Below are 25,530 nucleotides of genomic sequence, written 5' to 3'. Positions count from 1 at the left end.
AACTCGCCGATTGGCTAGCCTCAAAGAGCCCAAAAAAGGGAAAGAGAACAATGTTCTCTTCCCCGGAAAATCATTATTTAAAATTGATCATCAGCTCTCCATTTCAATTCTTGGCAATTTTAAATTTCTTAATTTCCTGATCCAACTGCTCAGAGAGGTCCCTTAAGCCGTTGGCATGCTGGGCGAAAGTACTCATCGTAGCCGCTATTTCTTCCGTGGAAGCAGAGACTTCTTCCGTAGCAGCTGCGGTTTGTTCGGATACAGCTGTAATACTATCCATTTCTTGGTTGACAGTCTCTTTGTTCGTTTGACTGTCCTGAACAGACACTTCGACATCTTGTACTTTTTGTGCCAATTCCTGAACCGAGGTGAGGATATCGTTAAAAATCGCTTTCGTTTCATTAACGGCCTCGTCCTGTTCTGTTACTGCCTGATTGGTCCGCTCCATAGCTTCCACCGCATGTTTCACAACCGCTTTTATGCTGTTGACAATCTGTTTGATTTCATCGGCCGATGCTTTCGATTGTTCTGCTAATTTGCGCACTTCATTGGCGACAACCGCAAATCCTCTGCCATGTTCTCCAGCTCTCGCTGATTCAATTGAAGCATTCAAAGATAATAGATTGGTTTGATCGGTAATTTTCGTAATCGCTTCAATAATCGTATTGATTTCTTCCATCCGCTCATCGACGTCCTTGATAATCGAAGAAACTTCGGTAGTGGATGATTTTGTTAAGGCGGTTTTATCCGTTAGGAATACGACTTTTTCCAAACCTTCACTGCTTAGTTCCATCGACTTCTTGGAAACATGGTTCATTTTTTCTGATGCAAGTGAAATTTCATCTAATTGCTTAGTCAACTCCTTCATTTGATCGTAGCCTGTTTGAACATTTTTGGCTTGCATTCCAGATCCTTGGGCGATTTCACCGATCGCCTGAGTTACTTCCGAGAGAGCTGCGTTAGTCTCGGTCGTGATCACAGAAAGATGTGAGGAGGTATCCAATACGGATTTCGACGATACCTCGATTTTCTTTAAGGAATCGGAAATTTGCTCCATGGTATTGTTAAAGCTGTCGGCTAAATCATGAAATTCATCATGTGTGTTGATCGACACCCGTTCGGAAAAGTCTCCTTGTGAAGCAGTTTCCAAGGCATTTTTTACAACATTAATATTTTTCGCCATTCTCCGGCCAAACACGTAGGCACAGGCGGCAGATAAAACCCCAAAAATCGCTGTCAATATCCAACCAATATTACGAATTTGCCTAGCACTAGCATTTAATTCGGAGTTATCGATGGTTGATACGAATTTCCAACCTGTCTTATTATTGGTTGTAAAAGTAGAAAATTTTTCTGTGCCCTTTAAGGTGAATTCACTGCTTCCCTGCCGGCTGTTTTGCAGATCCTGCCAGAGGGCTAGACCATTAATTGATTTTGCGGTATTTTTGTCAGCTTTATTTTTATAAATATAGGTACCATCTGGTGCAATTATGGACATATAGCCTTTTTCACCAATTTTAATTTGATCGACGGATTTGGAGAAATTATCCATATCAAGGTCAATCGCAACTACGCCAACTATATTTCCCTTTTTATCTTGGACTATTTTTGAGAGTGTTAAAACCATCCTGCCAGTACCGGCATCTTTATATGGTTTGCTGTAGTAGACATCACCATTTTTTTCAACTGCTTTTATATACCATTCTCTTTTTCTTGGGTCGTAATCATCATTTAAAGTATCATTTTTGGGTGAAACGATCATATCCTTTTTGGCTGAACCAAAATAAACAAATGCATACTCTTGATCAGTCTGTTTTGCCCCATCTAATAATATTTGGGCATTTTTCAGGCTTTCTTTCTTTTGGGAAAATTCAGTGAAAATCATATCGTGGGCTAATTGGTCTAACTGGTGGTCCGCTCCTTCCAATTTGTAATTTAGCCCTGTACTTACCTGTTCCGTCAACTGCGTCGTTGATTTTGATACTTGATCTTTCGTGATACTTTGCGTGATGGTATTAGAGATGAGTGCGATAGAAATCGTTGGAATAATCGAAACCGCTGTCATCCCCGCTATCAACTTCGTTTTTGTACCTCTCCAGCGAAATTTTGATCGTTTTTTAGTCTGCATGATGCCCCTCCACTGTTAGCATTTTTTTATACTTATATCGCTATAAAGTTATTATCGAAATAAAAAATAGATAGTTTATATGAATTTGCAAATTTTGTCGAAAATTGTTGCATATTTGTGTCTGCACGAATTGGAGGCAAAAAAAAACAGGGTCAAGTGCCCCTGCTCTAATCTATATTGAATCATGATTTTTCGTTAATATTGATACCGACAAAGTCAATTTCCAATGACTGTCTTTGCCGGAGGTACACTGCGGTTTTACCCGGTTGATAGTGGTGGATTGGTTTGTTTTGTTTCGCCTCGATCTCCGCTCCTCCCAGTTTCCAATGGATATATACTTCGGTGGGAGTGTAATGAATCTTAACCGAGCCATAACTGGGAATGAAAGTGATATTAAAATCAGCCGGTGGCGGGTTCCCCTTTTCCGCCGAAATGGCGGCAATGGCATCCGTCTTATTTTCAATCGCTGCCAGCTGGTCCCCTTCCGCTGCGATTTCAGCAATCGCCTCTAAACCGACTTGTCTGGAATAATCGGCCATTTCCGCACTTAATTCAGGGAGGCTTTTAAACCCAAGCTGAGACCAGGCCTCGTCCTGATCAATTTCCAGTTGTGAAGGTTTCCGTTCAATAACCATCTCCGCCGGATGCTGCTGAATTGATAAGTCAGCAGGCTGTTGGTGAATCTCTTGAACTGGCTGCGTGATTTGCAGTCCAATTTGTGCATAGGTTTGATGTAAGCGAATTTGCGGAAGCTGCATGGTTCTACCACCTTATCATTGTTTATCGCTCAGGCTTTCTTATCTACCAACAAGCCAAGAAAATCGGTCATCGCCGCATACATATCAAGCATTTTTTTCGGGGGAATTTCTTTGATGACTTCGTTGGTCTCATCATCAACAATCGTTACATAGTATTCCTTCAGTTTCTCATGAAACTGAAACTTCAAATGTGAATTGGACTCTTTTAAAAAGTCATTCATGCTTTTAATAACTTTTTCGGTTTTCTCTTTTGTTAATACATCCTGCTGCGGCTGTTCCTGCTTTTCCGCGGTAACCACTTTCACCTTTGGCACTTGATCAATTTGCTTTACTTGTAAATCCGTAGATGGTGTTTGATTCGAAATCTTATCCAGCATAGCCATCACTCCTTAATTGCCCTCATATAGTGAATTATCGGAGAATTGGAGGAAATGTTTAGGAGTTGGAGTTTATATTTGGTAAAAACTTTGTGTGGCTGGGGATTACTGGTAGATGTACTCGCTTTACAGTCAGACAGATTTTTTAAAAATTTTTTCCCAACTTTCCAAAATCGTGAACTTAATCAAGGTTTTTTCGGATTTCATTTGAGAGAATTAGCAAGTACATAAATAGATGGAGGGGAAAAGTTTTGGATTTATTTACATTCGAGGATATGAAAAAAATCAATCGCAAAAAGTTGGGCAATCAAATCCCGTTGGAGCTGTTCAGGTCGATTCGTTTGATTGGAATGTATCAAGGTTTGCCATTGAACGGTAAAAACACCACCGCTACTGTAGGAAGAAAGATTGGCCAAAGTTTATCGGTGAACACCATTGAAGATGCCCTATCCCATTTTGAGGAATTAAAAATTGGCATACCAACTATTCTTGAATCAAACGAAAAAGCATACCTGGTAAGAATTGACGATTGTTTCTGTAAAGGTCTGCCAGTTCACCCTGGCAACAAAGTCTGCGATTTGGAAGGGGCCATTCTGGAAGGAGCGATTTCCCGCTTCTACAGAGGCGTCGAAACCGTCCGCGAAGAAAAATGCAATGTCAACGGCGACAGCCATTGTGAGTATCGGATTAAATTACTTTAATAGCTAAAAAGGCTGGTTTATCTTTTTTAAACACTTTATTATCAAAATATTAGAAAAGGAGACCCTACTGAAAATAGAGTCTCCATCATATAAATTAATATTAACAAAAAGTATTGGAACTCCTTGTGGTTGTGGGTTGACCTGTTTTGTGTCTTCGAAAACGATATACCCAATTTTATTTACACTTGTTATCTCGGCACTTCATTAATAAAAATAAACTTTATTCTTGCGTAAAATAAATCGGAATATCGTTATTCTCCTTCATTTTCAAATATATTTTACCCTCCTTCTTTAATTGATTATATCTTTCTTTATCTCTATATTTAATAATTTTAGCAGGGTTTCCTCCGACAACTGCAAAAGGAGGAACATCCTTGGTAACAACCGCTCCCATTGCAATAACAGCCCCCTCACCAATTTTTACCCCGGGAACTATAGATACATTTGCTCCCATCCAAACATTCTCACAGAGTGTAACTTTTTTTAAAATATTTTTACCATCGTAAGGGATGCTTTTTAAATCAGGACTATCGAAGTTATGATTATTGGTTAAAATTGTTACTCTTGGTCCAATTATAGTCCCATCTCCAATCACTAAACCACCTTGAGCAAAAATATATGCTTCGGGTCCTATATATACATTATCCCCTATTTCTATATTTTGGCTCATAAAAAATGTTCCTTTATGAATTTGAACATTTTCTCCTATTCTTTTGAATGTTAACTGGGCCTTATTATTACTGTTTTTAGGGCCATCTTCACCTAACTTATTAAAAATAACTTTAATTGAATTTATTATTTTTGGATAATATTTTTCTTTTGCATTTTTATAACGGCTTACAACACTTTGGTAATTATCTTCAATACTCTCAACTATCTGCATAATTTGTTTTGACGTAACCTGATCCGTTGGCAACGTATATTCTAAACAATCAACTGTTTTTGCAAAATCAAAACATTTACCACGGTAAGCTAAGGAGATAAACGGAACATTTGCTGAAGCAGATAAAATATTAGCATGGAGCTTTAAGTTAATTGTCATATAGCTTTGACTAATTAACTTTTGCAATGTCTTGGCATCATACACCTCTGAAATAATTTGGCATTTTTTATTATTTATTTTTTGACCTAGACGTTTTACTGGTTCAATATCTTCTGTCCATATTGGATAGATTGTTATCGAGTATCCGTTTGAAATTAATAAATTTGCAACACTTGCTAGTTCTTGTTCAACTTTTTCCTCATTTTGACCAAAAATATTATTATAAGAAGTTCCCCAATTTATTAATATATTTTTATTATTCTTTACTAGATCCTGTTGTTCTCCCAAAAATTCAATTGCATATATAAGTGCTGGATCTCCTATTTCATCGATTTCACTTTTTACACCAATATTTAACAAAGCATTTTTTGTAAATGATCCTCTAACACTAATATATTTAAACTGTTCATATTCATCTTTGAATTGATTTGCCAATTGGGTAGAAATAGCAATTGAATTAAGATGCTCACTTTTATAGAATCCATCAATTCCTGTTCCCCAAGATACAACAGGAATATTTTGTTTTCTTGCCTCTGAACATATATTAATCCAATAAGGTAAATGGATTAAAGAGCCTCCACCTAAAACAACTAAATCATACGAGGAAATACTTACCTTGTTACTAGAATCAGTTGAGAAGGCATCTATATAAACATTTTCAGAATGCTGATTATATTTATAAAACATATGTTCAAATAATTCATACAAGACTTCATCGCCTATATTATTTTGACCTAACCAACCAAGGTAGAGAATTTTCTTTTTATCCCTTTTTTCTAGTTTTGAATTTTTTGACCTATCTTCTAGTTGCTCAATTTTGCTAATCACTTCTAATCGAAGTTCTTCCTCATTTGTTAAAATTAATATTTTTCTATATAAATCGAACGCCAAGTCCATTTGATCAATCTGTTCATAAATAAAAGCCAAATTATAAAGACAATCTACATGATTGGGGTCAATTTCTAATCCTTTTTCTAACTCTTCTTTAGCCTTATCAATTTGTTGCAAACTTATTAAAACAACAGCTTTAATAGAATATAAATCAACATTAGATGGTTCTATTTTTAATGCCTCATCAATAATAGTCAATGCTTCATTATAATGTTGCTTTGCTAATAAGCCTTCTATTTGTACTTTTAATTCTCCAATTCCACAGTTTATATCGTTCCCAATCTGATCTTGATTACTTTCATATTCTTGGTCATCGGTTTCACTGTTTCTAGTAAATTTGCTTTTCATTTTCTTAATCTTGACTTTTGCATCTACACTTAAATATTTAATTTTATGGTTTAACTGATTTATAACTGTTTCCCAACCTAATACATTTGCTTGTTTTAGTATGGATATAAATAACTCTTCTTCAAATTCACCGAGCTTCTTATGTTTTTTATTAAATAATAAATTCAATAAATTACCGATGTTCTGGTCAAATTTTATTTCGTATAGAAATTTTTGATATCCTTGATTTTCTGTTTCAATGGTAAAAATAATAAAATCAATCAAACTGAAAATACCTTTTGTAAGTAAAGAATATATCTGAGATGGTGATTTTTCACCCAATTTTTTACTAACTTCATTTATATTGCCGTCTAAACATAAATTTTTTATGAACAAGGCCTCTTTCTCACCTGTTGATAGCTCCGGCTCATCTAAAATTGATCTTGTTAATTTTTGAACATTCAAATCAGGAACATCGAGTAAAATCTTTATTACTTCTTGTGGTGTGATATTATGTCTTGTTAATAATTTATTATTCATAAACTCTGTAAGTTCTTCAAGTGAAGAATGTTTTGCTAACAGGTTTATTAACTTCGACCATTCATAATCATCAGCATCATTTATAGATAAAGCACGTGAATAATGATGAACTGCCAGATGTAATTCATTTGCACTTTCATATATTTCTCCGAGAAATTTATGAGGTAAATATTCTAAAAAGTCGTTACTTGTATCGGCTTTTAATTCATTTTTCTTTCTTAAAATATCTTCAAATACTCTTTTTGAGTGAATAAAATCTCCATTATCAAAAAAGATTTTCCCTCTATAAAACTTAAAATCTACAATATAAGGATATATTTCTTCACAAGAATCAATAATTTCTATTGCTTCATTATCTCTATCAGCTCTATGAAGGGTATCAACTAATCTTAATAATAATTTTTTTACCCAATCCCTATTATGATCCTCCTTTAATTGAAACCCTTTCTTATAATTCTTAATCGCCTTATCCAAATCTCCTAATTGATCATATTCACTCCCAAGATAATAGTAATCAATAGGTTCTTTGTCCTTCTTATTTTTTAATAGGGTTAGGTTTCTTTTTGATTTTTCTTTTTCCTTTACAATATTCCCCATATAACCAGAATGAAATATTTGGAGGCCAGAGAATCCTCTACTTTCTTTAGACTCCTTGTGTTTCAATAATTCATGAATACTTCTAAAATAGCTAATGAAGCCATCATTTTTGTAAACTCTTTCATGGTAATTTAATTCCGTATTATTACCATTAACCCCAACAAAGTTCACTATTTGTACAGCTAATATATTATAATTTTGGGGATTATTCTTCAATTCCTCCTTAAACGCAAAAAAACTATTACGATCCACGTATTCATCCGCATCAATAGCAAAAATCCATTCACCCTTTGCTTTAGAGGCAGCAAAATTACGTGCTTTTGAAAAGTCATCTTCCCACTTATAATCATAGACTTTATCTGTGTATGTAACAGCTATATTTTTTGTGCTATCACTTGAACCGGTATCGGCAATAATTATTTCATCTGCTATACCAACAATCGATTCTAAGCATCTTTTAATTACCTTTTCTTCATCTTTAACGATCATACAAACGGATAAAAATGGTTTCATATATTTAGCACTCCTAAGTAACAGTTATTAAAAAAAGTCGTATATTGTGTGTATACGACTTTTTTTAATAACCTATCTCTATAAAAGAGATAGGTTAGGATACTGATTTTATCGAAGCAATTGTAAAACCCCTTGTGGTTGTTGGTTAGCTTGAGCCAACATTGCTTGTGCTGCCTGTGCAAGAATAGCATTCTTGGTTTGTTCCATCATTTCTTTCGCCATGTCAACATCACGAATACGAGATTCTGCAGCAGAAAGGTTTTCAGAAGCATTATCTAAATTATTAATTGTATGTTCTAAACGGTTTTGGTTTGCACCTAAATTTGAACGTGCTGCTGACACTTTTGCAATTGCAGCATCTACCAATGCAACATCAGCATCAAAAGAAGTTCCATTCGCTGCTATACCACTTACAGTAAGTTCTGATGCTGTAAATCCTGCTGAAGTTGCACCTGAATTAATAGTCAAAGTTAGCTGTTGCCCAGAATTAGCTCCAATTTGGAATTTAGCACTATAACTACCATCTAAAAGTTTTTTACCATTGAATTCAGTACGGTCGGTAATGCCATCTAATTCGTCATTTAATTGTGTAATTTCATCTTGAATGGCTTTTGCATCATCCGATTCAAGGGTACCATCATTTCCAGCTTGTACGACAAGCTCACGTTGCCGTTGAAGGATTGAATGAACCTCATTAAGTGCACCTTCAGCCGTTTGTATTAAAGAAATACCATCTTGAGCATTTTTAGATGCTTGGTCTAAACCACGAATTTGTCCACGCATTTTTTCTGAGATTGAAAGTCCGGCAGCGTCATCCCCAGCTCGGTTAATCCGTAAACCAGAAGACAATTTCTCCATTGAACTTTGTTGTGCTTTGTTAGCATTACCCAATTGACGATACGTGTTAAGAGCTGCAATGTTGTGATTAATTCTCATTAAAAAAACCTCCTATGTAAAATATAATTTTCAATTTATAATAATTCCCCAATGGGGCTTATTACCGCAAATTCAAGAACAAAATCCATTTTTTTCAGCTGATTAGTTCCTTAGTTTGTTTTTTGTAAATTTCCTCACGAAAGATACTGATTTCTTTTGGAGCGTCGATGGCAAATCTTAACAGACCAGATTGTGTCTGGAGCATTGCTATTTTGACGTTGTCCCCGATTAACATGGTTTCACCAATTTTTCGTTCCGTTTTTTTAAGGTTTATTGGTTTTATCGGATCTTGTTTAATTGGAGAAATCCGAATATTTTTTGGAGCGACGATCGTAAGCTTGAGATTGGAACCACATTGCCTGACGGTAACTTTGATATCATCATTGATAATCACGGATTGCCCAACTTCTCTGCCAACAATCAACATTCCGGCCATCCTCCATAAGAGTTCGTTTCAAGAAATTTGTTCTTCTATTGACTGCCTATTTTTATTATCGGCTGATCAAAATAAAAATTTAGCAGTTTATCAAATTTTTTATAGAAGTTTTGTAATTTCTTGATATTATTTATATCGGCAAATCAGAATGCGAGTTTAGTGATTTATATAAAAATTAATTCATTTTCATTGCAAACCTAGTATTTAGACAAAAACCGCAGCATGAATCTTAACGATCAAACTGCGGTTTAAGTTACTAATTAGTTTATTGTCCTAACTGCTGGTACAGCCATGAACTTTGTGAATTCAATTTTTGTAACGCCTGTTCCATTGCGTTAAATTTAGCCCAAAGATTTTGCTCCGTTCTACTTAAACGATCTTGTAAACTTGCAATTCTTTTATCATACTCTGCCGCTTCTTTTACCAAGCTGCTATCAGTTGAATAACCAGCAATAACCTTTAAGCTGTTCAAGGCATCACCAATTCGATCATATACCCTGACAGCAATACCACTATTTTTATATTTAGTTTGATTGTTCAAGGTGTTATCTTTATAATTCCCTGTATCATACTTACCAGCAAATAATTTTTGGATATCGGTCAAGTTAGTAGTCAGCATGGATTTAAGTTTATCTTCATCCAGGACTAACTTTCCATTTTCTTTATAGTCAGTACTCGTCGTAATGCCGATATCCTTCAGCGAGATACCGACCCCATTGACCATTTCCGTTATACTGGTGCGCATCTGTGTTAGAAATTGGCTGATGGTTGAATCGTTTGCCAACAGGCCGCTTTTTGCTTTATCTTCCCACAGCTTGATATCATTGTCTTTCATATCTTTCTTCTGATCATCCGTTAGTGGCAGATAGTCACGGTATTTCTTTTCGGATATTTTATCGTTCAAATCTTTAATCAGCTCATTATACTTATCAACAAACGTTTTGATTTTGTCAAAAACCTTGTCGGTGTCAGGAGTAACTTGTATGTTGGCATGTCCACCAGAGAAATCCTGCTTCAAATTGATTTGAATATTGTCATATGTAAACGAGTTACTCGTTACATTTATTGTTGTTCCATTAATGACAACATAGCCTGATTTGAGATCTTCTCCATCAGTAAATGATATCCCTTCACCGAATCCGGAGCTGGTCGTTCCATTACTTATTCCTAATTTAGTTAGGACATTAACATTAATAGGGTTACTGTCTGCATCAGTAGTTTGCACATTTGAATCAGCGCCAGAAATCGTAATCGAATTTCCCTTACCTGTGCCTAACGTTGTAAACACTAATGAGCCGCCTACATTAGATAACTTGATGTTTTTTTCCGCAAGCTGCGTATTTATTTCGGCAATCGCTTTATCAAAGGTAGTACTTTCTTTTGATATTTTAATCTCTTTACCATTAACGGTAAACGTCATATCAACCGGTTCTACCCCATCTGAAAAAATCGTTGCCGAGCCGCTACTAATCTGTGAATTAAAGCTAACCATAGCCGCTTTAGCTGGTACAGCCATTTTTGCTTCTGTAATCGTAAAATTCGTTTGTGATGTTTTTCCTGAAAGTGAAACATCAACACGCGTATCACTTGACGATATCTTTTGTGCCGAGCTAAATGTCCCTTCAAGCCTCAAATCTTGCATGGCATCACGGAAGCTGGCGATTTTTGTGTTGATTTCCCTGTAAGCATCGGTCTTCCAGCTGTTGATCGTTTTTGCCTGCAGTATTTTATCGAGCGGAATGCGATTAACTTTCATCATGTTATTGACAATAGTTTCAGTATCCATTCCTGATGCTAGGCCGGATACGTGTGTTGTTAAATTTACACTAGCCATATATGGCACCTCCTTTATCTTCTTAACCCAAAAAAAGTTCTTATTAACGTGTATCGGACAATATAATAAAAAGTTAAATGGAAGATTCGTATAGGAACTTTAAATTTTTCACCTATTAACCTAAATGAAAAGCCGCCAAAAAAAAGCGGCTTTTGCATTTTAACTAATAATCACTTCAAAATATTATTCGCAATCCCTGTCATTTGATCAGCATAGGAAACAGCTCTGGCGTTCATTTGGTAGCTTCGTTGCGTGGTCATTATATCAGTCATTTCTTTCGATAAATCAACGTTAGATCCCTCTAAATAGCCAGTGGAAATCACTGACTCTCCTTCAGGCATTGTTCTCACATAATTACCAACCGCTTGCCCATTCGGCAGTACCGCTGTGTCAATCATAAATTCATTCCCGCCGGCATTTTTTAAGATGCTGGGATTTTGAATATCAACAAGCGCGATCCGCTGTGGGGCGGTAATCTGCTTCCCTAGATCATCCGTATAGATGATTTGGCCATTCCCACCAAAGCTTACCTTGGAAGGGGAATCCAATTCAATCGGCGCGCCATCTTGATCCAGCAAGTAACCCCCATTGGCGTTTGCTAATAAATAGGTTCCCGATCCGTTTGGATTGGGTGATAAATGAAAGCTTCCGTCCCTTGTGTAGCGTATATCCCCATTCGGATAGCCAATTTGAAAGAAGCCTTTTCCTTGAATCATGAAATCAAGCGGGTTGCCGGTTTGCCGGGCCACACCTTGTGAGTTATCCAACTGTGTCATCCCTGGGCGTGCCCCATAGCCGACGCGAATCCCCTTTGGCGTCAGTCGGCCGACTTCGGCGCCTGTTCGTCCCTGATTGTAAATTTGATTCGCCAAAATTTCCGAAAAACTTTGGTCCCGCCGTTTATACCCGGTGGTATCGACATTGGCGACGTTATTGGCGGCAGTATCCAGTTTTTGCTGGAAGGCCTGTAACGCCCCCGAAGATATATAAAGGGAAGTATTCACTTCATGTCACCTCTTTCATGAATTTAGCCGTTCAATTTACCGACAGAATAGAGCTGCTGAAGGGATTGGTTGTAGACATCGATGACTTTTTGATTAGCTTCATAGCCGCGAACCGTTTGCATCATATCCGCCATCGTCTGCCCGGCATCTACGTTGGATTGTTCAATGAAACCCTGCTGTAAAGAAACGCCCGAACCCGCTGCACCAGGATTCTGCATCAATGGCAGCGGTGCCGCCGCTTGATAAACATTGCCGCCAAGCCGCCGTAAATCGAACGGATTTTGTGCCAGCGCGATGCCAATCCGACCGACTGTTGTCGTCTGGTTTCCTGCTTGGACGAGAATTTGCCCATCCGGCATGATTTTTAAATCTTCTTTTCGGATTCCGTTAGCCAGCTGAATTGGCTGCCCGTTCACGCCCAACACCCGATACCCATCGGCTGTTACTAAATTTCCATTGGCATCAACGTCCCATTTCCCGTTCCGGGTGTAGCCAACGGTGCCATCTGGCAGTTGTACCGTAAATAAGGCTGCCGGTTTCACTTGGCGACCATTGATCGTTTGCATCGGGATTTCCTGGTCGTTAATCGCCACATCAAGCGGCAGATCTGTTTGCATGAGCGCTCCTTGTTGAAAGCTGGGAATCCGCTCCTGGGCATAGACACCATTATACAGTCCGCCGATTGTCATCGGTTGTCCCGGTATTTGCGGTGCGCCGGCAACAGGAACATTGGCCGCCCCGTCAAAGTCACGAATCCGCTTGATTAACATTTCCGGGAAAGCTTTCAATACCGTATCATCCTTTTTATAACCTGGTGTTTGCACATTGGCCAAGTTATCGGCCAGTGCTTCCTGGCGCCGTTCCAACGAGTACATTCCGGATGCGGCATTATATAATCCTCTTAACATGATAAAAACTCCTTTATAAGGTTAGTTTTCAGTTAAATTGCAGATATATTTGTAAAATTGCAGATATGTCATCCAAAAATACAGACATATATCATAAAATTGCACATATCCAATCAAAAACTGCAGATATCCTTTTGAAAACTTTAGATCGAGCCACTTGCAAAGATATTTAAAGACACGCAACCCTATGTATATAAATTAATCAGCATCCCTTTAATTTCGCCGATCCGCTCCAAAATCGACATGCTGTCTGATTGCTGGTTGAGGACATGGTCAGTTAGTTCCACCAGTTTGCGGTCAAGCACTTGAACTGTTTTTAGGGTTCGGCTGCCGCCATACATGTCCCAGCTTTCCGATAGCTTTAAGCTTAGGCCGTTTTTGGTGACTTCACCGATAAATTGCTTTACCAGATCCTTGTATTTGCGCAGTTCTCGAAAGGTCGGAGTTTCGCATAACTGCTGTCCTTGCTTATCAATGTTCTCTAACAGCTTGTTTAGATAGTCCTTGGTTAAATCCTGTGAATACGAACTGATGATTTTTTGAAAAGAGGTGGTTGTGCTGCTGGAACGCTCGGTTCCCGCAAGTCGGACATCACCGATATTTACCCGCATCGGGTCTTGGATTTTCAAGGTAATCACCCCTATCAAACATAATCAAAATCATGAATCTATTATACTTTATCTGAGAGAAAATTTCCTTAAAATTTATCGAAAACTCGCCGACTGGAAAGCCATAAGGGCGATGCCAGCAGCGTAGTTCGGTAAAACAAAAGCTGCTCTTGGGCTGCGATGCCGAACCACAGGAAGCTTTCCATTGGGCATCTATGTGGTTAGAGACGGATAAAGCCTTCAATTGAAAGTATCTTGTAGCCAAAGCTAACAAAAAGCTCCCGGCCTGAGGTGCGTGGAGCTTATTGGATACATAGCGACGAGTAGGTTTGAAAATTATTTCGGCCGTTCTCTTTTACCGTGTACAGGGTGGAATCCGCATGTTTTAATAAATCCTCACAGGTGGTTCCGTCCTGTGGATAAAAGGCGATGCCAATGCTGGAAGTTGTGAGAATGCTTTCATCACCAAGCTGCCAGGGTTCCTGCACGGCCGCAAGAATGCGGGTCGCAATTTGGACCGCATCGCTCTCTGAGCAGCGAATTTCCGGCAAAATAATCGTGAATTCATCACCGCCGAGGCGTGCCAATGTATCACTACCACGGAGGCAGCTTTTTATCCGGTTTGAAAATTGCTTCAGGAGAATATCACCCTTGTCATGCCCAAATTGATCATTGATTTGTTTAAAACGATCCAGATCGAGGAACATGACGGCAAACTTGCGCTGATAGCGGATTGCCTCTTTGAGCGTTTGTTCAAGCAGTTCTTTAAACAGACGGCGATTAGGCACACCTGTTAACGGGTCATGGAAGCTTAAGAATTCCAGCTCTTTTTGATATTCTTTCTGTTCGGTAATTTCCCGGCCTACCAGCATCATATGCTCAATATTGCCGTCCTCATCAAACATTGGTGTCCCTTTCAGCTCCAGCCAGACCTCTTTGCCTGATTTATGGCGGCGGCGAATTTCGCATGTGATGGACTTTTGTGTTAAAACCATATGGACAAATATCTTTTTAAAATCTTCATCAATTTGGCCATCAGGCTGATAAAGCACCCATTTCCCGACATATTCTTCGGCATCATAGCCCAGCACCGCTTTATGTGATGGAGAAGCATAGGTGACAATGGCATCAAGATTAACGAGCTGGATTAAATCCAGCGAATTATCGGCTAACAGGCGGTAACGCTTTTCGCTTTCCTGCAAGGAAAGTTTTGCCAGTGTCAGTTCTGTTAAATCCTTGACGACACAAAAAATCCCGATGATTTGCTGGTGCTGGATGAGCGGGATGCTTTTCACTTGGAGATGCATCAGCTTAGCATTTTTATCATAGGCATCAAATTCCACTTCAAACGATTTTCCTAGCAATATTTCTCTGACATGATGATGGAGTTTCCTTGCATGTTTATGGACAATAAGGCGGCGGTAATGCATCCCTTTGGCTTCTTCTAACGTGTAACCAAATATCGATGACGACGCTTCGTTTATTTGAACAATTTTTCCTTCCATGGAAAAGATAAAAACCGCATCAGGATTATGTTCAATAATCGATTGGAAGATATCACCTGATATTTCATTAAACAATGGCATGTCTGAAATTTCCTCCTGACGACTTTCTCTCTTGTCTTTCAATTATTTTTTTTACAAACCTTTCAGAGTTTCGCAGAATTGACAACATCAAGTAAAATATCTTCCAATTGTTCAATTTCGACTAATAGATTGCTAACCGAAGGGTCTCCATTTTGCCTGAGTTGTTGGGCAATTTCTTTGATCGTAAGAAGCGAGCTGTTAATATTTTTTGCACCGTTTAAGACTTTCTTAGCAAATTGTCGGTATCTAACATTTAAGAGCATTTCCTCCATGAGCTTTTTCGTCTTTACTTCTTTTGGAACGCCTACTTGACTGACGATTTCTTCAATATCGCCAAAGTAACCAACCAGCTCATCCGGCAGAAGCGGCTTGCTGAATAGATACCCTTGTCCATGGTTACAAAAGTTTTCTTGTAAAAATTTCAACTGGTCTGTTGACTCAATTCCTTCAGCAATGACTCCCATTTGTAACTGGTGGGCCATGGCAATAATCGTCTTAACTATCGTTGTATCATTTGTATTTGAGGTACAATTGCGAATAAATGATTGATCAATTTTGATTTTATTAATTGGAAATTCCTTTAAATAAAACAGTGCACTAAAACCTGTTCCAAAGTCATCCAAACTAATTTGGACACCAAGCTCTTTAAGGCCGTTTATCGTCGGCAGGGCATGATTGGTGTCTGCCATCATACTTTCCGTTATCTCAAGCTCTAAATAATCCGGTTTCAAATCGGTTTCAGTTAATATTTCCTCGACAAGCTGAACAAATCGCGGCTGGTAAAGCTGACGGACAGACAGGTTGACCGACATGACCATTGGCAGATAGCCTTCTGTTTGCCAAGCCTTATTTTGTAAACAGGCTGTCCGCAGTACCCATTCACCAATGGGAATAATTAATCCAGTCTGTTCGGCAACCGGAATAAAATCTAACGGCGGGATTAACCCTTTTTCAGGATGAAACCAACGAATTAATGCCTCCACTCCAATAATCTTTCTTGATAATAAATTCACCTTTGGCTGATAGTATAGGCGGAATTCATTCCTGTCAATTGCTTTTTTTAGATCGGTTTCAATATTCCATTCCCTAGAAGTATGTACCATGACCCCAATTCACCACCAAGTTCTAATTGTTACAATTGAAATCGTTCCACCTATACAGTACCCCCCTTTATCCAATCGACCTCCATTTAATCGAGTAGATAAAGGGAAAACAGGTGAAAGCTACTGCCTTACATTTAACTTAATCTTTGTACTTGTGTCTTCACATTCGTGACGGCTGAGACTACTTCATTCGCCTCCATCGTTTGTGTTTCGATTGCGGTATATAGCCCTGAAGCCTGCTGAAGGACATTTCGAACACCGGCAGCAATTTCTTCACCATATTTTGCCTGATCCTGTGTGGCAATCGAAATTTGATCAACCATTTCTTTAATACTATTAATATTTCTAACAATCTCTTCTGACGTCAATGCTTGTTCCTTCGTTGCATTGGTCACGGCATTGGATTGACCTGTTACATTTTCCACAGCCTTGACAATCGCCCGGGCACCATCTGCCTCTTCCTCTGTGGCAACAATAATTTGCTGCACTTGCTCTTTAATGTCAAGGATCCCTCTGACGATTTCTTCAGCTGTAATGGATTGTTCTTTGGTGGAATGGGCCATTTCGGTTGTCCGCTTTGCAGCATTTTCAATCGCCTTTGCAAAAAATTCGCTGCTCTTTGACTGCTCTTCGGTAGCCTTGGTAATTTGATTCATTTCTTCGGTTACCTCGGCTATGCCTTGAGATATTTTTTGAATCGCCAGGTTTGTTTTTTCCGCCAATTCATTTCCCAGTCTTACTTTATCAGCACCGTCCTTAATCGATGAAACGGCGACTTCAGTTTCCTGTTGAATTCCCTTAATCAGGACGGCAATTTCTTTTGTCGCTTTTGCAGAACGTTCTGCCAATTTCCGAACTTCTTCGGCAACGACGGCAAAGCCTTTTCCATGTTCTCCAGCACGGGCTGCCTCAATGGCGGCATTGAGTGCCAAAAGATTAGTTTGTTCGGCGATATCATCGATGACCTCAATGATGCTGCCAATCTCCTCGGAGCTTTTCCCTAGATCCTCAATTACCTTGCTGGCATGGTTGATAACATTAGATATTTCTTTCATGCCATTAAGCGTTTCATTCAATGAGGCCGTACCCTCTAAGGCATCGCTCTTAACCGTATTACTCAACTGGTTCACGGTTTGCACACTTTCGGCAACCTTTTTAATTGCTACCACCATATTGCTGACTGCCTGAGAGGTTTCCTCCGAAGAACTATTGATCTGCTGGGCATTTTCACTGACACCTTTAATGGACTTGCTCATTTGCTCAATCGCTGCTGAAATTTGTTCAACCCCTGCACCGGCGTTCCCGGCATTTCCGGCGACCTGTTCAATCGAGGCCATCATTTGTTGAATGGCTGAAGACGTTTCTTCAGCTGATGCCTCTAATTGATTGGCGTTTCCAGCAACGATATTAATCGATGCGCTCATTTCTTCAATTGCCGCCGAGATTTCATCAACGCTTGTGGAAGTCATATTGGTATTCCCGGCGACCTGTTGGATTGAAGCAACCAGCTCATTAACAGAATCATTAGCCTTCTTCATTGATGCATCTAATTCTTGTGCACTGCTGGCAGTCTGGTCAATCGATTTTTTTATTTCGGAAACGGAATGATTTGTCGCCTCGACATTGTCCTTGACACTTAAAACGGAGCGCCTAATGAGCCGGGTGATTAAGAAAGATACAAGGATACTGAAAAGAACGGCAATCGCTGAAACCAGCAGGATTTTTCTTTGTGAATCAACCGCCATTTGGTCGGTATTTTTCATGATTTTCACATTATCGTTTTCAAGAATTTTAATCAATTCATTCATTGAGCTGACTGCATTTTCACCGATTGGCGCTAATGTCTCCGTCGTTGCCTTTAAGACAGCTGGATTAACATTACCGTCTTGATGGTTATTCATAAAGTTTTGCAGCATGGTAACATATTGACTGTAGGTTTTATTAAATTCTTCCAGCTTGACTTTATTACTTTTATAAATAATCAGTTTATCTAATTCTTTTATGTTGTTCATTACCGCATTATTGTCTTTGTTTAATTCTGCTTCTAAAACAGTTCGATCATCGGCTGAATATAATATCTTAGATGCATCCAGCCGGACACGGGTCATCCCCTCTTTTAAATCCCCAATTAATTGTATCTTCGGCACTTGGGTTTCTGAAATATTATGTACACCCTCATTTAGTTTGCTAATATCGCTGTATGACACAAAAGTTAGCGTCAGAAAAAACAACATTATGATAATATGACTTCCCCATTGTTTGGTGTTCATCGACAACTTGTCCATTATTCTCCTATACATCTTCCCAATCCCCTTTATTCAAATTAAAGAACGTTTTTTATCTCTTTTAATTCATCCAAATTTGTAGTCGATTCTAATAACTTTTCTATGTCTAAAAGAATGATTAACCGATCATCTAATTTGGATACCCCCTTGAGATATGAAATGTCTTTTTCAGCCATCAGCTTTGGAAACTGAACAGTGTCAGCGGGAATATCTAACACATCCGTTGCAGCATCGACAACCAGACCAATTTCCTGATTATTAACTTGGACAATGATAATCCTCGATGTATCTGTTTGAATGAAAGCATCCTCTGCTAAAGCGGCCCGCATATCGACCACAGGGATGATGACATCTCTGACGGTCATTACCCCCAGCACGTGTGCCGGGCGGTTGGGATAGGTGTTAATCTCCAGCATTCTTTCAATCGAAACAACCTGACTAATTTCAATGCCATATTCTTCATTTCCAAGTTGAAAAACTAATACCTTAACGTCTTGTAACATGAACGGCGCCTCCTTAAATCTGATGTTCTTCACAAGTTACTGCCATTTTGAGAGAATTAGCTTTCCGGTGTCTTGATCAATTCCTCTATCTTTAAGAGAATAATTAATCTTCCTCCTGTTTTGGCGATTCCGGCAAAATATTCTGAGGTTAAACCACTCGAAGATGCAGCTTCAATTTCCCCGTCTTTTATATCAGTAACATCGTTAATTTGGTCCACAATGATACCAAACTCGATTTCATCGTACTTCGTTATGATTACGCGCGTATCATCGGAATGAGTGAGGTGCTCAAGTTTAAGTCTTTTTCGAAGATCGATCACCGGGGTCACATTCCCGCGCAAATTCATCACCCCTTCGACATAATCCGGGGCATTTGGAACTCTGGTAATATGTTGAATCCTTTCGATCGATTGAACATTGTTGATATCCAATCCATATTCTTCTTCCCCTATTTGAAAGGCAACAATTTTTCTATTCATGCCAAAGGTACACCCTTTCTATTAAAAGAACTCGTTAGTATCAAGAATTAAAGCAACTTCTCCATTTCCTAGTATAGTCGCTCCGGAAATGGCATATAAATTTGTTAATAAGCCCCCCAAATTCTTCAATACAACCTCTTGTTGACCTAAGACAGCGTCAACGACCAATCCCATGATTTTATCGCCTTTGCGGACAATAACAACAAACAATTCGTCCTGCTCCTTGGTTTCCGTAACAGGTATTTTGAATACTTCCTTTAAAAATATTAATTTAACAACTTGTTCGCGGAATTGAATAACCCGATGACCATAAAGTGTCGAGACTTGATCTTTGGCAATCTTGGTAATCTCGACAATGGAACTGAACGGAATCGCATATGTTTCCTCGCCCGTCTTAATCAGCATGGCAAAAATAATCGACAGCGTTAACGGCAGTTGAATGCGAAAGATCGAGCCTTTTCCCGGTTCCGATTCAATACTAATCGAACCGCCTAAAGATTCAATTTTGGTTTTAACCACATCAAGGCCAACCCCGCGCCCGGAAATATCCGAAACCTTTTCTGCCGTACTAAAACCGGAAGCAAGAATTAAGGAAAAGATTTGATTATCGGTTAGTGTTTCTGCCTCATTTTGGGTTACCAGACCGCGTTCGATCCCTTTGTTTAACACCTTTTCGCGGTTAATTCCTTTTCCGTCATCGGCAACCTCAATAAAGACCTGATTACCGCTATGGTAGGCTTTTAATAATACTTTTCCTTCCTCCGGTTTCCCCAAGGCTACCCTTTCTTCGGTCTCCTCAAGCCCATGATCCAGTGCATTTCTGAGCAAGTGGACTAATGGATCGCCAATTTCATCAATTACGGTCCGATCTAGCTCGGTTTCTTCCCCTTCCACAACCAATTGGACCTTCTTTTTCAATTCCTTGGCTAAATCGCGGACCATTCGTGGAAAGCGGCTAAAGACTTGCTCGACTTGGACCATCCGCATATTTAAGATAAGTCCTTGCAAATCTGTGGAGATACGAGTCATATGTTCAACCGTTTCGGCCAGTTCAGTCATTTCAGACTTCCTGGAGATTTGTTCCAGTCTACCACGGTCGATAATTAACTCGCTAAATAAATTCATTAAATGATCCAATTTTTCGATATCAACACGAATCGATTTTGACCGGTGCTTCTTTTTGCCGCCGGTAGCATCTTCTTTATGTTGCTGCTGCTTTTGTACGCTGGTGCTCTTTGACGTGACTGTCGGTTCGTTGGCTGGCACCAATTCCTCGTCCGTCCGCTCAGTCACGATAACCTCGGTGATTTCGGAAATATGATAGAACTGCGCCTGAATTTCTCTTGGGTCCAATTCTGATAAAAGCAGAATCGTAAACGAGAAATCAAAATTTTCTTCTTCAATTTGTTCAACTGGCGGGTGGCTTTGAATAATCTCGCCGATTTCTTCAGCAGCTTGAAATACCATATAAGCTCTGACCGACTTCATTACACATTTTTCGTCAAGCTGAACGGTAATTTGAAACAGTCGATTCCCCGTTTTCTTTGCTTCATTGATGACCGATAATTGATATTGATCGATCTCCAGTTCCTCCACCGCCGTTGCAGCGCTTTCTTGAAAATCCGGGTTTGTTTCCGGTGCAATTGATTTTGATGGGCTATGGATCATCGTAAGCTGCCGGACGACATCCGTGACATCCTCTTTTCCATCGCCGCCTTGTTCAATACTGTCAATCATTTTCTCGATCAAATCGACACAAGAAAATATGACATCAAGAATTTCTGATGTGATCGTCAGTTTAGCATTGCGGACGAGATCCAGCACATTTTCCATTTCATGTGTCAACGAAGCCAAGTCTTCAAAACCCATTGAAGCTGCCATCCCTTTAAGCGTGTGCGCCGAACGGAAAATTTCATTGACAATCGCCGGATTTTCCGGGTCTTCTTCCAATTTTAGCAATTCCTCGTTAATTGACTGTAAATGTTCCTTAGACTCTTCAATAAATAATTCTAAAAAATCATTTAAATCCATACTCTATTCTCCTCGTAAAAAGGCTGGTTGATTTTCTTCCATTTCTATTGTGAATTAACACTATTTAGCAAATATATACCTATCTTAGCATAATCATCAAAATCCATTCCGATATTTTCTTGATAGTTTTTGACTATTTTATGTCCTTCCACTTGGTATATGGCTAGAAGTGCAAGTTGTTTTGAACGATCCTCCTTCAATAACAGCTTGTTAACACTTTTATTACGTCTACTAAACTTTTTTTGACGCTCCAGTTAACAATTCTCGAATCATTTTTTCATTTTAAGAACAGAAAGCGAGAGTGATTTGGAAATATATATGCTCCAAACATCTCCCGCTTGAAATTGCCATTACCCGACTACTTTGGAAATTGATTCAATTACCCGATCCGCTTGGAAAGGCTTTACAATAAAATCTTTTGCACCTGACTGAATAGCTTCTAGTACCATTGGCTGTTGCCCCATTGCAGAGCACATAATGATTTTTGCCTGAGGATTGATCGCCCGTATTTTTTTAACTGCCGTAATCCCATCCATTTCAGGCATGGTAATGTCCATGGTCACAATATCCGGCTGAACTTCAGTAAATTTTTCGATTGCATCGAGACCATTTACTGCCTCGCCAACCACTTCAAAACCATTCTTCGTTAGTATATCTTTTAACATCATTCGCATAAATGCGGCATCATCAACAATTAATACCCTTGCCATTGTATTACCCTCCAAAAAATTTATTTATACAGTCATTTTTGAAAGTCGATCAATTGGACTGATAATATCTGTGATACGAACCCCAAAGTTTTCTTCAATGACTACCACTTCACCTTTGGCAATCAATTTATGATTCGCCAATATATCAACAGGTTCGCCTGCTAATTTATCTAATTCAATGACAGCGCCAGGTCCTAACTCGAGGATCTGCCGAATGGGCATTTCCGTTCTTCCCAGCTCGACTGTAATTGTTAACGGAATATCATATAATAAGTCAATATTGCGTGGTCCCGTATTCGCTTGCGAATTATTTGCAAACGTGGTATATTCCACTTTTTGAACATTTGTATTAACCGGATTCTCCACAACCTTTTGAGAAGCTGCTGGTTCAGGATGCGGAGCGGAAACTGTTTGCCGGACCTGTTCGTAAACTGGGGCAGCTTGGACCTCTTCGTAAACCGGAGATGCCTTCACCTCAGCTTGGACCGGCGGCTCCACAACCGGAGCAGCGGCGGCAGCCGTTTCAACAGGACTGAGAATCCTATGGATCATTTCCTTACCAAAGGATAATGGAATAAATTGGATCATATTGGAATCAATCAGATTTCCGACCTTTAAGCAAAAGGAAACTTGAATAATAATATCATCCTGGAGGTCTTCTAGTTTCTTGGGCGGAAATCCCAATATATCAATGGACGGAGGTGAAATATCAACCTTTTGATTGAAAATGGTCGACATCGATGTGGCAGCCGAGCCCATCATCTGATTCATCGCCTCTTGCACCGCACTTAAATGCAATTCAGTAAGTTCCTCATCGACGCCCGTACCATCACCGCCCATCATTAAATTGGCAATGATTTTAGCATCCTTTTCTTTAATCATTAACAGGTTTTTACCGCGAATACCGGTCGTATAATCAACATGGACCGCAACATGTTTTTCCTTGATCATTTCTTCCATGCGGCCTTGTTCGATAACAGACAGTTTAGGTGCAGTAATTTCGACCCGCTGATTTAATAAGGTGGATAACGCAGTTGTTGAACTCCCTAAAGAGATATTTCCAATCTCTCCTAGTGCATCCTGCTCCATGGAGCTCAAAAAGTCATCGATTGATAAACTATTGCTGTCGTTAGATTCCATTTGCTTAAATAATGCATTGATTTCTTCTTGAGAAAGTGAACCGTCGTTCATCTTATTCATCATCTCCTTCAGAGTAGGCTACTTGATCTATCTGAACCGCATAATGACCGTTTAGGAGGCCTGGATTCCCCAGGAATCTTGTCAAATGGTCCACTTTAACATGGAGCTTTCCAGTGTCAATTCCAATCACATCACCAATTTGCAGGTTCAATAAATCAGAAACCGGCAGTTTGGCTCTTCCTATTTCGGTAATAATCGGAACCTTTATGCTTTCTAAGCTTTTCTTGATTTTTTCAGGCTGTTTGGGGACGTTCGTTTTTGCCATGGAAGAAAACCATTGATGCGCAGTCAATTTAGGAAGCATCGGTTCCACAATTAAGTGTGGGATACATAATGTCATCCTTCCCTCAATTTCTCCAATTGTCGTTCGGAGAGCAATAACGATTACCGTTTCATTTGGCGAAGCAATTTGCATAAATTGGGGATTGGATTCAATTGCTTCCCAGCGCACCTTTATATCCTCAATATTTTCCCAAACATTTTGATACATATCAAACGCCTTGGAAAAGACCTTCTGAATCAATATCGTTTCAATTTCTGTCAATCCGCCGTCGCGTGCAGTCGGATCTCCTTGACCGCCACCCAGCAATCGTTCCAATACTGCATAGGCGACCTGTGGATTGATTTCAATCACCATTTTCCCATTCATCGGCTGAACATCAAAAATGTTCAAAATGGTTTTTGATGGGATTGAAGCAATAAATTCTTGATAGTTTACTTGTTCTACCAAGTCAATGTCAATTTGAATAAAAGTTCTTAATTGCGCTGAAAGATATGATGTTAAAAGCCGCGTAAAGTTCTCATGGATTCTTGTAATACTGCGCAATTGTTCCTTTGAGTACCTCATCGCATGTTTGAAATCATATACTTTTACTTTTTGATTTTTTTCGCTAACATCAGATGCCTCCAATTCGCCGCTATTTAAGGCAGATAAAAGGGCATCGATTTCTTGTTGCGATAATACATCTGCCAAAGGGCATCCCCCTAACTCTTCCCTGAGTTATGGACTGAAAATCCATATATCAGCCATTGCCTAGAAAGAGGGAAAGAGTCATATGCAAAATGACTCTTTTGCCTCCTTCTGCTTTTTTAGGAAAAATAGTTTCGTCCAGCTAACGATGATCTTATCGTTTTAAGTTCACAATTTCTTCTAAAATAGAATCTGATGTCGTAATCGTTCTGGCATTCGCTTGGAAGCCCCGCTGTGCGATGATCATTTCGGTAAATTCTTCTGTTAAATCGACGTTGGACATTTCGAGCACACCAGAATAAATTTCACCACCGGCATTATCCTTAATACGTCCAAAATCATTTGTTCCGGCGTTTCCGGTTACCTCGAACAAGGAATTACCCACCTTTTTTAAACCAGCAGGATTTTGGACGACACTGGTGGCGATTGAAAGATTTTTCGTTTCATCATAACCTGCTTGATTCGGATTATTCAAAAAATACTTACTACCATCATAAGCCAATTTACCAATTTTCCCATCCTCATCCACTACATTGATATAACCGTCAGAATCAATAGAATAGGATGTGAATTTTTTGCCAGCCACTTCGTCTGTTGCGATTTTAATTGGCATTGCGACACCGTTTGCAACTACTCCCAAAACAAAGTTACCATTGGAATCTACTAATCTTCCTTGTCCATCAAGGGTGAAATTTCCGGCCTTTGTAAGAAATGTATTTGTATCATCTCCATCCGGTGAAACGACGAAAAACGCATCCCCATCAATCGCTAAATCTGTACCGACATTGGTGGTCATCGGGCTTCCGGGGGTATGGATCGTGTCGATTGTAGCGATCTTTGAACCTAGTCCGACCTGCTGCGGATTGATCCCGCCACGCTGGTTATTAGCTGTCGTACCGCCAGACAAGGTTTGGTTCAGCAAGTCTTGAAACACGACGCGTCCTTTTTTGAATCCAACTGTATTAACGTTCGCGACGTTATTTCCAATAACATCAAGCTTGGTTTGAAACCCTTTCATACCAGATACACCAGAGTATAACGATTTTAACATTTTTGTTCCTCC

At 39.2% G+C, this 25,530-nt stretch carries 20 protein-coding genes and 2 pseudogenes; 1 reads left to right on the top strand and 21 read right to left on the bottom strand.

The annotated features are described in order from the left end of the window. Positions 1–103: 103 nt before the first annotated feature. The 3 genes from JK635_RS11970 to flaG all read right to left on the bottom strand — a co-directional run bounded on the left by JK635_RS11970 (position 104) and on the right by flaG (position 3,263). A complete protein-coding gene (locus JK635_RS11970; protein WP_202654157.1) occupies positions 104–2,128 on the bottom strand; it encodes a methyl-accepting chemotaxis protein in 2,025 nt (674 codons plus the stop codon). A gap of 182 nt (positions 2,129–2,310) precedes the next feature. Beyond that, a complete protein-coding gene (locus JK635_RS11965; RefSeq protein WP_202654156.1) occupies positions 2,311–2,886 on the bottom strand; it encodes a DUF6470 family protein in 576 nt (191 codons plus the stop codon). 29 nt (positions 2,887–2,915) lie between these two features. After that, complete coding sequence (flaG, locus tag JK635_RS11960) at positions 2,916–3,263, bottom strand: flagellar protein FlaG (RefSeq protein ID WP_202654155.1); 348 nt, start codon at positions 3,261–3,263, stop codon at positions 2,916–2,918. Positions 3,264–3,514: 251 nt separating this feature from the next. On the opposite strand from flaG, the gene JK635_RS11955 reads away from it, so the two are divergent. Further along, positions 3,515–3,964 (top strand): V4R domain-containing protein, encoded by a 450-nt coding sequence (locus JK635_RS11955; RefSeq protein ID WP_235888032.1) that lies wholly within the window; start codon positions 3,515–3,517, stop codon positions 3,962–3,964. A 316-nt stretch (positions 3,965–4,280) separates the two neighbouring features. On the opposite strand, the pseudogene JK635_RS26900 reads toward JK635_RS11955, so the two are convergent. The 18 genes and pseudogenes from JK635_RS26900 to JK635_RS11870 all read right to left on the bottom strand — a co-directional run. After that, positions 4,281–4,634: pseudogene (locus tag JK635_RS26900) on the bottom strand (acyltransferase); the annotation flags it as partial. Between the two features lie 309 nt (positions 4,635–4,943). Next, positions 4,944–7,850 (bottom strand): annotated as a pseudogene (locus JK635_RS11950) (polysaccharide pyruvyl transferase family protein); the annotation flags it as partial. Positions 7,851–7,982: 132 nt separating this feature from the next. Continuing rightward, positions 7,983–8,810, bottom strand: a complete 828-nt coding sequence (hag, locus tag JK635_RS11945) for a flagellin Hag (protein ID WP_202654153.1) — start codon at positions 8,808–8,810, stop codon at positions 7,983–7,985. A 94-nt stretch (positions 8,811–8,904) separates the two neighbouring features. Next, entirely contained in the window at positions 8,905–9,237 is a 333-nt protein-coding gene (locus tag JK635_RS11940; RefSeq protein ID WP_202654152.1) for a carbon storage regulator, read from the bottom strand. A 274-nt stretch (positions 9,238–9,511) separates the two neighbouring features. After that, entirely contained in the window at positions 9,512–11,080 is a 1,569-nt protein-coding gene (fliD, locus tag JK635_RS11935; RefSeq protein ID WP_202654151.1) for a flagellar filament capping protein FliD, read from the bottom strand. Positions 11,081–11,250: 170 nt separating this feature from the next. Then, entirely contained in the window at positions 11,251–12,084 is an 834-nt protein-coding gene (locus JK635_RS25485) for a flagellar hook-basal body protein (protein WP_202654150.1), read from the bottom strand. Positions 12,085–12,107: 23 nt separating this feature from the next. Continuing rightward, the gene (locus tag JK635_RS11925) at positions 12,108–12,992 is read right to left on the bottom strand and encodes a flagellar hook-basal body protein (RefSeq protein ID WP_202654149.1); all 885 of its coding nucleotides are present in this window, start codon (positions 12,990–12,992) and stop codon (positions 12,108–12,110) included. A 185-nt stretch (positions 12,993–13,177) separates the two neighbouring features. Next, positions 13,178–13,621 carry a YaaR family protein gene (locus JK635_RS11920; RefSeq protein WP_235888031.1) on the bottom strand — a complete coding sequence of 148 codons (444 nt, stop codon included), beginning with the start codon at positions 13,619–13,621 and terminating at the stop codon, positions 13,178–13,180. A gap of 281 nt (positions 13,622–13,902) precedes the next feature. Next, positions 13,903–15,186 (bottom strand): diguanylate cyclase domain-containing protein, encoded by a 1,284-nt coding sequence (locus JK635_RS11915; RefSeq protein ID WP_202654148.1) that lies wholly within the window; start codon positions 15,184–15,186, stop codon positions 13,903–13,905. A gap of 62 nt (positions 15,187–15,248) precedes the next feature. After that, positions 15,249–16,289, bottom strand: coding sequence for a putative bifunctional diguanylate cyclase/phosphodiesterase (locus JK635_RS11910; protein ID WP_202654147.1), 1,041 nt, complete (start codon positions 16,287–16,289; stop codon positions 15,249–15,251). A 134-nt stretch (positions 16,290–16,423) separates the two neighbouring features. After that, the gene (locus JK635_RS11905; RefSeq protein ID WP_202654146.1) at positions 16,424–18,589 is read right to left on the bottom strand and encodes a methyl-accepting chemotaxis protein; all 2,166 of its coding nucleotides are present in this window, start codon (positions 18,587–18,589) and stop codon (positions 16,424–16,426) included. Positions 18,590–18,612: 23 nt separating this feature from the next. After that, the gene (locus tag JK635_RS11900) at positions 18,613–19,077 is read right to left on the bottom strand and encodes a chemotaxis protein CheW (protein WP_202654145.1); all 465 of its coding nucleotides are present in this window, start codon (positions 19,075–19,077) and stop codon (positions 18,613–18,615) included. A 56-nt stretch (positions 19,078–19,133) separates the two neighbouring features. Then, complete coding sequence (locus tag JK635_RS11895; protein ID WP_202654144.1) at positions 19,134–19,556, bottom strand: chemotaxis protein CheW; 423 nt, start codon at positions 19,554–19,556, stop codon at positions 19,134–19,136. A 21-nt stretch (positions 19,557–19,577) separates the two neighbouring features. Beyond that, entirely contained in the window at positions 19,578–21,587 is a 2,010-nt protein-coding gene (locus JK635_RS11890; RefSeq protein WP_202654143.1) for a chemotaxis protein CheA, read from the bottom strand. Positions 21,588–21,937: 350 nt separating this feature from the next. Beyond that, positions 21,938–22,297: a response regulator gene (locus tag JK635_RS11885; protein ID WP_202654142.1), complete on the bottom strand. Its 360-nt coding sequence runs from the start codon at positions 22,295–22,297 to the stop codon at positions 21,938–21,940. A gap of 24 nt (positions 22,298–22,321) precedes the next feature. Then, positions 22,322–23,488, bottom strand: coding sequence for a flagellar motor switch phosphatase FliY (fliY, locus tag JK635_RS11880; RefSeq protein ID WP_202654141.1), 1,167 nt, complete (start codon positions 23,486–23,488; stop codon positions 22,322–22,324). A gap of 1 nt (position 23,489) precedes the next feature. Further along, entirely contained in the window at positions 23,490–24,470 is a 981-nt protein-coding gene (gene fliM, locus JK635_RS11875; protein ID WP_202654140.1) for a flagellar motor switch protein FliM, read from the bottom strand. A gap of 151 nt (positions 24,471–24,621) precedes the next feature. Beyond that, positions 24,622–25,518: a flagellar hook-basal body complex protein gene (locus JK635_RS11870; RefSeq protein ID WP_202654139.1), complete on the bottom strand. Its 897-nt coding sequence runs from the start codon at positions 25,516–25,518 to the stop codon at positions 24,622–24,624. Between the last annotated feature and the right edge of the window lie 12 nt (positions 25,519–25,530).

The sequence above is a fragment of the Neobacillus paridis genome, assembly GCF_016765675.1.
In the GTDB taxonomy this organism is placed as follows: domain Bacteria; phylum Bacillota; class Bacilli; order Bacillales; family Cytobacillaceae; genus Neobacillus; species Neobacillus paridis.
This window is presented reverse-complemented; position numbering and strand designations above follow the sequence as displayed.